Origin of the sequence: Candidatus Endomicrobiellum pyrsonymphae (assembly GCF_020328025.1) — a bacterium.
Classification (GTDB): domain Bacteria; phylum Elusimicrobiota; class Endomicrobiia; order Endomicrobiales; family Endomicrobiaceae; genus Endomicrobiellum; species Endomicrobiellum pyrsonymphae.
Genome location: NZ_JAIXMZ010000002.1, coordinates 743 through 14843 on the forward strand (window position 1 = coordinate 743; position 14101 = coordinate 14843).

17 protein-coding genes and 1 pseudogene are annotated in these 14101 nt (G+C 37.9%); 8 read left to right on the top strand and 10 right to left on the bottom strand.

Translation table 11 applies throughout. From position 1 onward, the window contains the following. Positions 1–83 precede the first annotated feature (83 nt). The 3 genes from LE180_RS00340 (at position 84) to LE180_RS00350 (ending at position 1755) form a co-directional block, all read left to right on the top strand. A complete protein-coding gene (locus LE180_RS00340) occupies positions 84–911 on the top strand; it encodes a hypothetical protein (RefSeq protein ID WP_374133509.1) in 828 nt (275 codons plus the stop codon). 148 nt (positions 912–1059) lie between these two features. Then, complete coding sequence (locus LE180_RS00345) at positions 1060–1530, top strand: hypothetical protein (RefSeq protein ID WP_374133510.1); 471 nt, start codon at positions 1060–1062, stop codon at positions 1528–1530. Positions 1531–1617: 87 nt separating this feature from the next. Then, the gene (locus LE180_RS00350) at positions 1618–1755 is read left to right on the top strand and encodes a hypothetical protein (RefSeq protein ID WP_374133511.1); all 138 of its coding nucleotides are present in this window, start codon (positions 1618–1620) and stop codon (positions 1753–1755) included. A 263-nt stretch (positions 1756–2018) separates the two neighbouring features. Here LE180_RS00350 and LE180_RS00355 read toward each other — a convergent pair whose 3' ends face one another. Then, positions 2019–2198: a YfbR-like 5'-deoxynucleotidase gene (locus LE180_RS00355; protein WP_374133512.1), complete on the bottom strand. Its 180-nt coding sequence runs from the start codon at positions 2196–2198 to the stop codon at positions 2019–2021. Positions 2199–2262: 64 nt separating this feature from the next. Between LE180_RS00355 and LE180_RS00360 the strand changes: the two genes are divergently transcribed. Continuing rightward, a complete protein-coding gene (locus LE180_RS00360; protein WP_374133513.1) occupies positions 2263–2403 on the top strand; it encodes a hypothetical protein in 141 nt (46 codons plus the stop codon). Here the strand turns inward: LE180_RS00360 and LE180_RS00365 are convergent. From LE180_RS00365 to LE180_RS00390, 6 genes are all read right to left on the bottom strand, one after another. Continuing rightward, the gene (locus LE180_RS00365; RefSeq protein ID WP_374133514.1) at positions 2395–3765 is read right to left on the bottom strand and encodes a sugar porter family MFS transporter; all 1371 of its coding nucleotides are present in this window, start codon (positions 3763–3765) and stop codon (positions 2395–2397) included. The genes LE180_RS00360 and LE180_RS00365 overlap by 9 nt on opposite strands. A gap of 21 nt (positions 3766–3786) precedes the next feature. Next, complete coding sequence (araA, locus tag LE180_RS00370) at positions 3787–5298, bottom strand: L-arabinose isomerase (protein ID WP_374133515.1); 1512 nt, start codon at positions 5296–5298, stop codon at positions 3787–3789. A gap of 74 nt (positions 5299–5372) precedes the next feature. Next, complete coding sequence (locus LE180_RS00375; RefSeq protein ID WP_374133516.1) at positions 5373–6059, bottom strand: L-ribulose-5-phosphate 4-epimerase; 687 nt, start codon at positions 6057–6059, stop codon at positions 5373–5375. A gap of 42 nt (positions 6060–6101) precedes the next feature. Next, positions 6102–7721, bottom strand: coding sequence for a xylulokinase (locus LE180_RS00380; RefSeq protein WP_374133517.1), 1620 nt, complete (start codon positions 7719–7721; stop codon positions 6102–6104). Between the two features lie 104 nt (positions 7722–7825). Next, on the bottom strand, positions 7826–7957 hold the full coding sequence (locus tag LE180_RS00385; RefSeq protein WP_374133518.1) for a hypothetical protein: 132 nt from the start codon (positions 7955–7957) through the stop codon (positions 7826–7828). 30 nt (positions 7958–7987) lie between these two features. After that, a complete protein-coding gene (locus LE180_RS00390) occupies positions 7988–8137 on the bottom strand; it encodes a hypothetical protein (protein ID WP_374133519.1) in 150 nt (49 codons plus the stop codon). 391 nt (positions 8138–8528) lie between these two features. On the opposite strand from LE180_RS00390, the gene def reads away from it, so the two are divergent. From def to trxB, 4 genes are all read left to right on the top strand, one after another. After that, on the top strand, positions 8529–9038 hold the full coding sequence (gene def / locus LE180_RS00395; protein ID WP_374133520.1) for a peptide deformylase: 510 nt from the start codon (positions 8529–8531) through the stop codon (positions 9036–9038). After that, a complete protein-coding gene (gene fmt, locus LE180_RS00400; RefSeq protein ID WP_374133521.1) occupies positions 8978–9973 on the top strand; it encodes a methionyl-tRNA formyltransferase in 996 nt (331 codons plus the stop codon). Before def ends, fmt begins: the two co-directional genes overlap by 61 nt. A gap of 28 nt (positions 9974–10001) precedes the next feature. Further along, positions 10002–10319, top strand: a complete 318-nt coding sequence (gene trxA / locus LE180_RS00405; protein WP_374133522.1) for a thioredoxin — start codon at positions 10002–10004, stop codon at positions 10317–10319. A 208-nt stretch (positions 10320–10527) separates the two neighbouring features. Further along, positions 10528–11433 carry a thioredoxin-disulfide reductase gene (gene trxB, locus LE180_RS00410; RefSeq protein ID WP_374133523.1) on the top strand — a complete coding sequence of 302 codons (906 nt, stop codon included), beginning with the start codon at positions 10528–10530 and terminating at the stop codon, positions 11431–11433. 145 nt (positions 11434–11578) lie between these two features. Here the strand turns inward: trxB and LE180_RS00415 are convergent. The 3 genes and pseudogenes from LE180_RS00415 to LE180_RS00425 all read right to left on the bottom strand — a co-directional run. Continuing rightward, positions 11579–11806, bottom strand: a pseudogene (locus LE180_RS00415) (thermonuclease family protein); the annotation flags it as partial. Between the two features lie 301 nt (positions 11807–12107). Next, positions 12108–13169, bottom strand: a complete 1062-nt coding sequence (locus LE180_RS00420; RefSeq protein ID WP_374133524.1) for a DNA adenine methylase — start codon at positions 13167–13169, stop codon at positions 12108–12110. Next, a complete protein-coding gene (locus tag LE180_RS00425) occupies positions 13153–14100 on the bottom strand; it encodes a Dam family site-specific DNA-(adenine-N6)-methyltransferase (RefSeq protein WP_374133525.1) in 948 nt (315 codons plus the stop codon). The genes LE180_RS00420 and LE180_RS00425 overlap by 17 nt, the downstream gene beginning before the upstream one ends. Position 14101: the final 1 nt, after the last annotated feature.

Sequence of the window (14101 nt, forward strand, 5' to 3'; positions counted from 1 at the left end):
CGGCGGAGAAGGAGGAGATGAGGGCGGCGAAGAAGGCGTTGAAGAAGAAGAGAACGAAAGCGAAGAAGAATTTGATGTCGGGTATGGAGAATGTGGAGACGAGCTTTAGGAATACGGCGAGGACGAAGGTGCCGGAGGTGGCGGAAGCAGCGGCGGCTGAGGCGGAGCTTAGTGAGATGAACATATGGTCTCAGCGTCCTAAGGTGTGGCAGGCGGTGGAGGTGGCGATGGAGCGTCTGATGTCGCCACCGCCACCAGCCTCGCCACCTCCGGCAACGCTTACAAGCGAGATGTTTGGTGACTATCTTGCTAACCAGAGTTATGATGTGGAGCGTGCGAAGAGTGATATAGCTAATACGATAGATCAGATGGGGAATAAGGTGGAGGAGGAGGAGATGCAGGCGTTACTGGGGAAGGATTATATGTGGAACGTCAACAAGTCGGTGAAGCAGGAGGCGATGGAGATAGCAATGGATCTGATAATGAAGCGGGAGAAGCAGAAGCAGAAGATGATGATGAAGAAGGAGGTGGAGGCGCTGAGGTGGGAGAAGGAGGAAGAGGCGATCAAGGCGATGAGAGAGGTGGCGGTGAATGCAATGTCGATAACAACAACTAGCTTTGCTCCTCCCCCTTCCTCCCCTTCCTCCCCTTTCTCATCTAGTTCGTCCTCCAGCTCCTCTTCAAGCTCGTCATCATCGTCATCATTTAGCGCATCACTATTTAGCGCACCAGCAGCATCAGTAGCATCATCATTATCATCATCTTCTACTAGTTCTTCATCATCGTCGTCATCGTCATCGTCATCAGATAGCACATCACCACCACCATCACCACTATCATCAACATCATCATCTTCTACTAGTTCTTCATCATTATCGTCATCATCAGTGGTGGCCGGCAACAACAACTGACACCACTGTCACATGCGGTGTTGAGAAAAAGAAAGAGGATGTCGCAGGTGGCGGTGCAGACGGAGGTGGCGAGAAAGAGAAAGAGAAAGAAGATAATCCCAAACGACCAAGCACACCCGTCGTGGTACTAACGGATTATGAGGATTGGATGGTGGGTGTGGCGGTGGCGGATGGGGAGATGTGGATACAAAACGTGGCGGAGAAGAGGCTACGTGAGAGTGAGCATGTTCCGGATATAACGTGGGCGGTGGCGGATGCTGGGAGGGAGGCGTTGATGGTGGCGAGAACGAAAACGAAAACGAAGGAGAAGTTGATAACGGAGGTGATAAATGTGGAGAAGAGGTTAACGAAGACGTGGGTGGATGAAGTGAGGCAGGTGGTGGATGATGTGATGGAGAAGAATAAGAATACTGGTAAGCACTTTGGTATTGAGTGGGAGGCGGAGAGGGCGGTGAATGATGCGATGTCGGCGAAGGAGAACTCCTCGACACAATTCAAAGAAAACAACTACGATGATGTTGGTGAATCGTATATGTACCTTGTGCTTGCGAATACAAGTATGAATGATGTGCTAGATTGGGATATGAAAGATCGGATAAAAGAAAATATGAAGGTGTAGCTACTGGTGGAGAATTGAAAGGAACAGTTGAGTAAGGCGAATATGTCGAACTTGTCGATAGCACAAGCGGATAAGACGCTATTGCTGTTGGCGACGCCGAAGGTGTGGATGGATGGTAAGATGCAGGTAGCGCAGGCGGAGATGAGGAAGAGGCTGATGGAGGTGATGATGGGTGTGTTGGAGGTGTCGATGGATGCGATGAGAACTGAGATGAAGGAAAAATAATCTGTCTGTTTTATGTAGCAATATGGCAAAAATGGCAGGATGCTTGAGGAAGGAATAAGACGGTGGCGAAGGAGATATAGTTTTATACTATGAGGATGAAGAGTTCAAAATATTTTATGCAGGAAGCCTATTGATTCTCAAGATAGGCTACATCGCTAGCAAAAATAGTCGAATAGTTGTTTAAAGTTTAAATTATTTTTTTTGATTTTGGCGCACTTGTCGTAAAGCTTTTGTTTTGATTTAATCAGATTCTATAAAGTATTTCATTTCTGTATGCCAGCTTGGAGTATCAACGGCAATATTTTTTCGTCAACCTGTTTCCTTTCGTATTGTTTTATTATATCTTCAAGACCGGATATTGAAGATTTTACAGGCGACACTATATCTTTTGTAAGAATCTCAGGAAGATCATGAAACAAAGCAGAATAAAAATTATTCACCATTTACGAAATTATTAAAACTTCCTACAAAAACACAAGATTATATAGTGTCTGATTTTGAAGTCGAATGAAAAAGATTAGCGCAATAGTAGGTCATGCAAGTATTGCGATGACAGAACGAATGTATTACCACTATACAGATGAAGAGAAATTAGTCACAATTTCAAATCTAAGTTTTGGCAAGGATATAGAAAATACGTTAAAATGATTTGCGATTGTTTTGCTGATGTAAATAATTTTCGATTTGTTCTAATGTTTTTCCTTTGGTTTCATAAAGAATTTTTTGTGAAGCAAATGCCATAAAGACACATATTACGCCAAATCCAATAAAGCATACTGGGGCGCCAATTGAATCAAGAAGCATTGGGAATGATTGTCCAACAATAATATTGCCTAACCAGTTGACTAATCCTGCAATACCAACTCCAACGCCACGAATATGTAAAGGGAACATTTCACCAACTACAATCCAAACAGTCATCGCCCACGAATACGCATAGAATGATACAAATCCGCAAGTAAATATAATTGAAAGCGTACCAGCAATTGATGTTGTCATGGTTTGGCTACTCAAATGAAATGAATATGCCATTGCAAACAAACAAACTGCCATGCCAATACCACCAGTTAGAAAAAGTGATTTGCGATTAAAACGGTCAATCAAAGGTAAAGCAATAGCGGTTGCCAACAAAAATGCGCCACCAACAATAACATTACCCAAAATTGCATCTTTTTCAGGAATATGCAACGCTGACATGAATAGTTTTGGCGCGAAGTAAAAAATAGAGTTCGCGCCTGTTAATTGTTGGAACAGTGTTAAGAAACAACCGGCAACGATTGCTGGAAGCGCAAAACCGGTGAAACATTGCGCAATTGTTCCTCGAGGTACCTGATTGGTTTTTTGAATCTCTTCAATTTCTGCATTAACTTCTTGTTCCGTGTCGCGCATAATGCTTAGATTTTCTTTTGCTTGTTCTTTGCGACCAATGCGAACTAAGAAACGAGGAGACTCTGGCATAATTAAGCTACCTACTAAAAGTAAACTTGCTGGAATAATTGCGCCAGCCAACATCAAACGCCAACCGTACTCAGCATCAGCCAGTACAAAATTTGTTAAATAAGCAATGAACATACCGGACACAATCATCAACTGATTTAATCCTGATAATTTACCACGCGCATGAGCAGGGGACAACTCCGATAAATACATTGGAACAAGCGCTGATGCGCCGCCAACTGCTAATCCAAGGAATGCGCGAAATACTAAAAGAACACAAATATTACATGCCAAACCACAACCGATTGCTCCTATTGCAAATATAATTGATGCAGCCATTAACATTTTTTTTCGACCGAGTTTGTCGGAAAGTCCTCCCATAAAGAAAGCGCCTAACATTGCTCCAAGCGAGAAAAACGTTACCATGAATCCTTCTTGGATGGCGCTCATATTTAATTCAACCGAATAAAATGGCTGCGCTCCGGCAATAATGCCAAGATCATAACCAAAAAGAAAACCGCCGAAAGCTCCCACAACATACACCAACCAAACAGGAATTTTTTTTGTTTTCATGTCGTTGCCCCTTTAACTTCTTTAGAATCCTTTGTCAAATTTATAATATGCCTGATTAAATTTTAACGTTTGGCAAAAATCTCGCGAAGTTGTATTCTTGTCAATAATCGCAAACTCTAGTTGAGCAATACGCGCAAAATTTTCCCAAATTTCATAATCAGTTGCAGTTGTCATAGCCGAATGATGTCCAGCTCCTGCTAGAATCCAGCACTCAGTCGAAACTTCCAATGAGGGTTCCGGTTGCCAAAGAGCTCTTGCGACTGGAAGTTTTGGCAAATCGTGTTCCGGGCGGATTACATTTACAATATTTGCTACCATGCGAAATCTATCACGCAAATGTAACAATGTAACGACTAGCGCTCCTTCTTTAGCATCAGCGTTGAACACTAAACGTACTGGATCGGACTTTTTGCCTATGCCCAACTGGTGTATTTCCATGTTTGGCTTCGCGCTTGTTAACGTTGGACAAATCTCAAGCATATGGGCGCCAAGAACTGCTTCTTTCCCATGTACTAAATTGTATGTGTAATCTTCCATCAACGATGCGCCGCCAGGAATACCATATCCCATTACCTTAGCCAAACGCACTAGCGCAGCTGTTTTCCAATCGCCTTCCGCGCCAAAACCATAACCATCAGCCATAAGCCGCTGAATTGCTACCCCCGGGAGTTGTTTTAAGTCGCCCAAGTCTTCAAATGTATCCGTTACTGCTTCCGCGCCTATTTCTTCGAGGAAGGAGCGCAACCCAACTTCAATGCGCGCAGCATCAATTAATGATTGATGTTTTTTACCGCCGGGACAAAGCTCTGGAACGACATTGTAATTATTAAAATATTCGTCAACTACGGCTTGAACTTGTTTGTCGCTGGCAGTTTTAACTCTAGCTGTTAATTCATTAACGCTCCAAGTGTTAACTCTTACGCCAAATTTGTTTTCAGCCTCAATTTTATCGCCTTCAGTCACTGCCACATCGCGCATATTATCCCCAATTCGGCAAACTTTCAAATGATTCAACGCGTCCCAACCGGTAGCAGCGCGAGCCCATTTCCCAATACGAGCAGTGAATTGCAAATTTGAATAATGACCAACCACGACTTTACGAGCAATATTCAAACGAGTCATGATATAGCCAAATTCACGATCGCCATGCGCAGATTGATTCAGATTCATAAAATCCATATCGATACTATCCCAAGGGATTTCAACATTGGACTGTGTGCTTAATTGCAAAAGAGGTTTTGTATTTACAGTTAGACCGCGAATCCACATTTTAGCAGGAGAAAATGTATGCATCCATAGAATAATGCCAATACAATTCTCATTTCTATTTGCGTCATGGAACGCTTGCAAAATTGCTTCTTGCGACTTTAAAGTCGGCTTCAAAATAATCTTAACCGGAATGTCTGCCGATGCATCTAACGCGTCGCAAATTTTTTTAGATTGTTCAACAACTTTTTGCAACGTTTCTGTTCCATATAAATCTTGACTTCCAACAAAGAACCAAAGTTCTTTATTTTCAAAAGGATTTTTCATATGACACTCTCCTTGCTTCACAAATTTTGCGAAGCACAAATCAAATGCGCAATACAGTTACGGAAGTTTGGAAACTATTGCCCATAAACATTTTGATAGCGATCATGTAACTTAGTAATTATTTCTTTCGGAATGGGAACTAAGCTACCAATCTGTTTAGCAATAAATGTTGTCTTAGCAACTTCTTCTAACATTACAGCCGTTTTAACTGCCGATTTAGCATCTTTGCCAATTGTAAAAGGTCCATGGTTTTGCATCAAGACTGCAACTGACTTTGACCCCTTCAAGGTATCAACAATACCACGACCAATTGAATCGTCGCCAACGATTGCAAAAGGTCCAAGCGGTATTTGTCCGCCAAACTCATCAGCCATCATTGTTAAATGACATGGTATTTCTTCACCTGCGGCTGCCCAAGCGGTAGCATAAGTTGAGTGCGTATGAACAACGCCATAGACATAGTCAGACATGTTCCGATAAACATAAGCATGAGCTGCAGTGTCGGAAGATGGATTATGCGTTCCATCCACTAAATTGCCATTCAAATCACAAACCACCATTGACTCAGGCGTTAATTCATCATAAGCTATACCTGATGGTTTTATAACGAATAAATCGGCAGATTTCAAGCGTTGCGAAATGTTTCCGGCGCTCCAAACGACTAATCCCTCCTTTGTAAGTTTAGCGTGTAAATCACTAACTATTTTGCGAACTGATGTTACTTCGTCTTGAACTTTTTGAGCGCACTGTTTTAGAGTCATGTGAATACCTCACGTTTGTTTTTTTTAAGCGCTTTATGCTGTCTAGGCATAAATAAAATTTTCCACAGCCGACTTTTCTACGACCAGCCCATTAGTATAGCGGTTCATAAATTCTGCAAAACCTCGCGCATCATTAGCATTTGGAAACATGCGAACACCTTTAATGTCAACGAATACATTCTGTTCAAGGTAGCATTCAAGAGTTTTATTAGCGCCATCTTCTTTCGTCTGAGTGTACGCCATATATGCCGCAAGAAGCGCAATACCCCACGCTCCACCCTCCCCAGCCGATTCCATAACTGTAACCGGCGCATTAAGCGCTGCAGCCATAAAACGTTGCCCAACCCCCTTTACCTTGAACAATCCTCCATGCCCAAGAAGTTCCTTTATACACACTTTCTCTTTTTCCGTCAGAATGTCCATACCTAGCTTCAATGTCGCTAATGTCCCAAAAAGCAACATTCTCATAAAGTTAGCCAGCGTAAAGCGACTAACTGCATTACGCACAAAAAGCGGACATCCTTTTTTGAGACCAGTTATTGGCTCACCGCTGTAGTAATTGTACGATAAAAGTCCGCCGCAATCAATATCACCTCCCAGCGCTTTATTATATAAAGCGATGTACAATTCATTCTTTTCAATTTTTGTACCTATAAGTTCTATTATTTCGTTAAAAAATCTTATCCATGCATCGACGTCGCCCATACAGTTATTGCAATGAACCATCGCAACTGGCTTTCCTGTTGGCGTTGCAACCATGTCAATTTCCGTATATGCTTTTGACAACTTTTTTTCTAGCACAACCATTGCAAAAATAGATGTCCCAGCTGACACATTGCCAGTACACCTTTTTACACTGTTGGTAGCTGTCATTCCAGTACCGGCATCGCCTTCAGGTGGACAAAACGGAATACCCACCTGCAAAGACGTAGTCGTTCCCAATAGTTTTACACCTTCAAAAGTTAATGTTCCAGCTTTTTCTCCCGCTACTTGGACCCTAGGCAGTATATTTTCTAGTTTCCATCTGTAACCCATGGATAAAATTATTTCATTAAGCTCATTCAACATCCATGGATTGTAGTTGTTCAACGTCTCATCAACCGGAAACATTCCAGCTGCGTCGCCTATACCGAGCGTCTTTTCCCCTGTCAAACGCCAATGAACATAGCCTGCAAGAGTAGTCATAAAACCTATATCCTTAACATGTGTCTCTTTGTTCAACATGGAATGATAAAGATGCGCAATGCTCCACCGTTGTGGAATATTGAATTTTAACCTCTTAGTAAGAAGACCAGCCGCTTCTTCTGTCATCGTATTGCGCCATGTGCGAAACGGCGCAAGTTGCTTCCCTTTATCGTCAAATACAAGATATCCGTGCATCATCGCAGAAATTCCAATAGCGCCTATCTTGTTGACAGTCGTTCCATACAACCTATATACTTCCTCTTGTAGTTTACTATAACAATCTTGTAATCCAATCCACACATCGCTAAGATTATATGTCCACACATCATCTATTATGCAATTTTCCCAATCGTGACTTCCAGATGCTATTATATTATGATGGCTGTCAATCAACACCGATTTGATGCGAGTGGAACCAAACTCTATCCCCAAGTACGTCTTCCCTTTATTTATATCTGCTTCTAATGTATCTTTCATCTTTTATTCCTCCTGCCTTATCGATTTATTTCCCCGTTTCTTTCTCTTTATAAGTGAATTCCTCATGCTATCCAAATTACGATTGAAGAAGTAATCCCTATAAACTACCAACTGCCATCAACCGATATGCCCTCATTTATACTTTCATCAGCTTCAAGTTGTTCTTCTTCATCCTCAGTTTCTTCTTTTATATCAGACTTTGATTCGTCCGAATGAGTGTTTTCATCTTGAGCCATTTGTTCCGGTGTGGTATCGTCGAATTGTGTTTACTGCGAGTTTTTATGCGCCGACAAATTAGAAATCTTTTTCGGAGTTGTCTTAAGCATAGCGCTTGTCAAAAGCATTGACACAACAACTAAAAGCGCTGCAGTAATCCATAATTTATATTCATCTTTTATATTCCCCTCCTGAGACATTACACTCAGCCACTATTGTATAAAATTTCGATAATTTTATATAATGTTCCATGTAGATCTTGTCAACGCAAAACCAAAAAGATACTGTTTATACCTAAAAATCCAATATGACTTTGTTAGCCGTCATGCATAAATTATTAGCCATTGTTGACAATGTGTTGCAAACAGTTTTACCTTGATAAAGCTTATATGCACGCTTGATTATATTCTTTTTCAAGAACTTCTTACACCACTTTTTCAGTGGACAACAATATCAATAGAACAAGAGTCTTGTTGTTTAGGATAGGAGTGTGATTAGAGTAGCATATTTTGCTCTTTTTTGGCGTCATTTTACATGATATGATGCACAAAATAGATTTTCTAGCATAAAAATTGATAGAATAAGATCGCTATGGCAAAACTAGAAATAAAAAAATACGGCGAACCCGTTTTACGAAAAAAAGTGATCGCTGTTTCTGAAATCACTGAAGACATAGAAAAACTCGCTGTTGATATGCTAGAAACTATGTATGCCGCTCCGGGCGTTGGTCTTGCAGCTCCGCAAGTAGGCATTTCGTTAAGACTTTGCGTTATTGATGTATCTCAGGATCGAAAATCTCCTCTCATAATGATAAATCCTAAAGTCATTGCAGGAGATAATGAAGTATTTGCAAAAGAAGGATGTTTGTCTTTCCCAGATTGTTATGAATCTGTAAAACGGTTTGGCAATGTTGTTGCAGAGTACGTCGATTTAAAAGGCAAAAAAATAAAAATTAAATCTGAAGAATGGTTTCTTTCTAGGGCAATTCAACATGAAATAGACCATTTAGACGCAAAACTTTTTATAGATTATTTGTCGGAATGGAAAAGAAAGACTATCGAAAAAAAAATAAAGAGAAGAAAAAAAGCAGGTCGGTGGTGAAAATCTTATTTTTTGGCACAGCTTCAATTTCTAAAACTTATCTTGAAGAATTGTATAAAAATAATCATGAAATTTTTATAATAACAGTGACAGACAAGCCTGCTTTAAGAGGGCAAAAGCTTGCTCCGCCTGCGGTAAAGGTTTACGCATTGGAAAACAACATTAAATTTATACAGCCTGAAAAATTTACTTCTGATGTTATTGAAATTATAAAAACTTTTAATGCTGATGCCGGGGTTGTCGTAGCTTACGGTAAACTTATACCAAAAACTGTTTTTAATCTTCCAAAGCATAGAACTTTTAATATACATTTTTCACTCCTTCCAAAATACAGAGGCGCAGCTCCTGCACAGTATGCTTTATGTAATGGAGAAACTGAAACAGGCGTAACGGCTTTTTATATCGAAGAAGGTCTTGATACGGGGAATATAATAGTTCAAAAAAAACTCGATATAGCTGTAAAAGATAATGCTGAGACCTTGTTTAACAAACTTGTACCTTTAGGCATAAATGTTATGAATAAAACGCTTGATTTGTTTAGAGCTGATAGTGTTAATGCAGTTGCGCAAGCGGGCGAGCCTAGTTTTGCTCCAATTTTTAGAAAAGAAGCAGGCTTGGTTAATTGGCATAAAAGCGCAAATGAAATTTATAATCAATTTAGAGGATTATATCTTTGGCCCGGAATATATTCAATAGTTTCCAAAGGTAAACTTGCAGGTAAAAGAATTAAATTTATAGATATAGAACTTTTTGAAAAGACTTCAGAAAACAAAGATTTTGGCGTTTTGTGTTCTATAGAAAAAAACAAGGGCTTTACAGTGTCATGTTCCATTGGTAAAATATTAGTCACAAAGGTACAGCCTGAAAATAAACCTGTTATGTCCGCGTGGGCATTTATTCAAGGCGGGCAGCTTTCAATAAACGATAAGTTTTAATAATCCAACAATTATGGAGGAATTTTCCATGGCAATTGAAATTAATGAAGGTAATTTTGAAAAAGAGGTTTTGTCGTCTGACAAACCGGCGCTAGTTGATTTTTGGGCTCCGTGGTGCGGACCGTGTAAAATGCTTTCTCCTATTGTTGATGAGCTTGTATCTGAATATGAGGGAAAGGCAAAAATATGTAAAGTTAATACAGATGCAAATATGGCTTTATCAGCAAAGTTTCAAATAACTTCTATTCCATGTTTGATTTTGTTTAAAAATGGAGAAATTGTTCAAAAAATAACAGGCTTTAGATCTAAAAACGATATAAAAAAGATTATAGACAGCGCTCTTTAAAAGTTATTATCTCATTAGGAGTGGTTCTTCATTTTGTTCGAGGTGACAACAACGGCATGGATTCTTCAGGTCTTTGGCTTTCAGACAGTCATGGTTGTCATACTTAAGCGTAGCAAAGCATCCATGTTGGTTGCACGTTTGTCTGTTGTTATCTGAAACGAAGTTAAGATATCTCATATCTTCGATATTTGCAAATTAAGGATCTATTATGACGTATGATGCTATTATTATTGGTGGCGGACCATCGGGGTTGTCTGCGGCTATTTATGCTTCAAGGGCAAGATTAAAAACATTGCTCGTAGAAAAAAACGGTTGTGGCGGTCAAATGACAGTGACTGATTTACTTGAAAATTACCCCGGTTTTAACGACGGAATAAACGGCTTTGACCTTGCCGTAAAACTGGAAACGCAAGCGAGAGATTTTGGAACAGAAATAATGTATGATGAAGTTACAAGTATTGAAAATGGAGCGGTTAAAAAAGTAATTACTGTAAATGGAGCTTGTGAAACCAAGACCATTATTGTTGCGGCAGGAACCAGCGTAAAAAAAATGAATATTCCCGGCGAAGAAAAATTTATAGGCAGAGGCGTATCTTTTTGCGCCATATGTGATGCTCCTTTTTATAAAGGTAAAGATGTAGCGGTTATTGGCGGTGGCGATTCTGCTATTCAAGAAGCAATATATTTGTCAAATTTTGCAAAAAATGTAATTGTCGTGCATAGAAGAGACACATTAAGAGCCACAAAAATTTTGCAGGAGAAAATGGCTTCACGCGCCAACATTTCTGTGATATATGACTCTATTCCAAAAGAAATTTTTGGTAACGATTCTATTGAAAAAATAGGAATAACAAATACAAAAACAAATGAAGATAAAGATTTGCAAGTTGACGGCATTTTCGTTTTTATAGGACTAATTCCAAATACATTATTTCTTTCAAATCTTACACTTGATAAAAATGGCTATGTTATAACAGATGAAAATATGAACACATCTATCCCGGGTATTTTTGCCTGCGGTGATATAAGAAAAAAACAATTAAGACAGGTTGTAACAGCCGCATCGGACGGCGCTCAGGCAGCCGTAAGCGCCCAACATTACATAGAAAACTAAACTAACAACTGACAATATTGAGTTATTGTAGTTTGTCATTCTCAAACGGTTTAATCGGGAATCCACGTTTAGATAAATTAGAGAGTTGAATGCAATTAAATAGCCAATACTTAATAATTAAAGAAGCGAGTTTGTGGGCTGCGGGTTATGTGGGAATTGTTTGTAGATTTTCCCATTCTGATTTTTCTGGGAGTTTCATATATCGAGAATATACCCAAGCATAGCCATTTTCAATCATTTCTCTGTTAGTGTCTAAATCGTCAAGGAAAACTCCGCCAACAGAGCGTTTATATCTATCAATGTCTATAACATCAACGGTTATGTATTTGCCATTTATTTGGCTTGATAAGAACTCTTTTGACCTTGAACCAAATTCTTGCTTGGTTTTTCAGGCGCGTCTATGCCATAAAGCCTTATTTTAACCAATTTGTTATCCGAATTTAGGATAGTTAAAGTATCGCCATCGGCAATTTTGGTTACTTTGTCGGCAATAACTCCTTTAACAGGTTCAGCATAGTCTTTTACAACAGTTTCTTTGGCAAAAAAGCCTGAAACTACTATTGGGCAAGTAATTTAATGATTTTCTTTATAGAGGCTTTCTTTTTAGCCATAAATTAAGTTTCTTATTACCGGTCATTAGTATTACATATAAAAAAGTTTTTAATTTTGAAAATTTAATTTTTAGCTAATATATATAATTGTTCCGATATATGTTTTTTAGTCTTACTTTCACCATTATTATTACTCTTAAATCTTAAATATTCAAACTCAACTAATTCAACATTACCATATCTACTCAAAACTTCTATTATTTTTTTTGATGGCATAATACCTTCTGAATTATAACTTAAAACAAGATGCTTGTATTTTGCATTTTTAGCGATATTATTTAATGATTGCAATGCCATGTCTTTATTACAAAATGAAGATTTTTGATCGTGATAATCTCTCATGCCGGTAATGCCTTTAACAATGGGGTTATCATATTTTGCTATGGTTTCTAGTATATGATAATTTGGAGCGTATTGTCTTTCATTATACGGTGGGTCTAAATACAAAATATCAGTTTTTATATCGTTAATTAAGGTCATACTATCAACATTAAAAACTTCATTATTTTCTTTATTAAAAACTAACTCTATCGGTCTCAGTGTGAATTTCTTTAATGCTCTTTCATCCCATTTCTTTTGGAAGGCGGCATAAACCCCCGAGATGTTAGAATAAAAAGAAATACTTTCTATTAAAGAAGTAAGTAAAATAAAATACTCATCTTTTGTTAATAATTTATTGCTTTTCCATTCTTCAATTTGTGTTCTTATAGAGTCTATTTTTTGAGCATTCTCATCTGAAAAATACATTCTTGGTTTTTCTAAAGCAGATGTTCCGCCCATTGAGTAATTGTTATAAATAAACCCCTTAATCGGTTCTATGTTATTGAGAAAATCTAAAACTAAATCTAATGGAGAAGTAATTAGATTAATCTGTTGTGTGTCTATTAAAGGTAAGATTTTTTTGAATTTGGGCAAAGAATTATTTTTTATATAAGCATACTGCATACAATACGAAAAATAGAGTAAATCCGAAGAACAAACTTTATATCCTTTCTTCTTAAAAAAACGGGCGACATTTGAAGTGCCTGAAAAGAAATCAAAAAAAGAATTCCCTTTGATATTTCTTTTATCTAATGTGTAGTGGATATTATTAAGTAAGTTTTCTTTGTTACCTATAAATCTCATTATTATATTCTCTTTGATGTGGTAGTAATGGAAGCTGCCCATATAGGCTTGTATTTGTAGGAATATAGTTTGTTATAAGCACTTCAACTGTAGATAATTTATCCCTGTCTTTTGTATGATAATTTGAGTTTGCGTAATCCATTTTTATATTATTGACTACATAGTCAGAATTATCAGACATCCATTTTTCTAATATTGTGTTTGTTTTGCCTTTATGCCTCAAAACATTAGATAATGCAAAAGAAACACCTTTATCGTTAAGGATGTCTAATTTATCTAATAAAGCCAACTCTTCTTCTTCACTCCAGCCTGTAAAGCCTCGTTTTCCGTCGTTATAAGTTCCTGTGGTTATAAGATATGGCGGGTCGCAATATACAAAATCATTATCGCTTAGTAATGATAAATCAAAACTTTCAAAATTGGTCGAATAAAACTCAATGTCTATCTTTTGCAATTTATTGATAAAAGATTTTAGATTACTTTCTATGGAAGAATTATAACAACTTCTATCTTTACCAAAGGGATTGTTAAATTCGTGGCTATTATTAAATCTTATCTGATGATTAAAAGAATAAGCAATTAGAACAAATAAATCTAACGGATTTTTTGCCTTGTTGTATTCTTTCCTTAAACTGATGTACCCGTCTTGATTGGTAAGAGATAGAGCATACTTATCAATTCTATTATATATATACTCTAAAACCTTTTTTTGAGAGGTTATTTTTAATTTTCTATATAAATCTATTACATAGGTTAAATTGTCATTTAACACTATCTTCTTAGCCTTAACATTTAACCCTACATTTGCTCCGCCTGCAAACAAATCAACAAAACAATTTATATCTTTTGGAAACAAAGGTATTATTTGGGGAAGTATTTTATACTTCCCACCGACATAGTTCAATGGTGATTTTATAAAAGTTTCATTCATT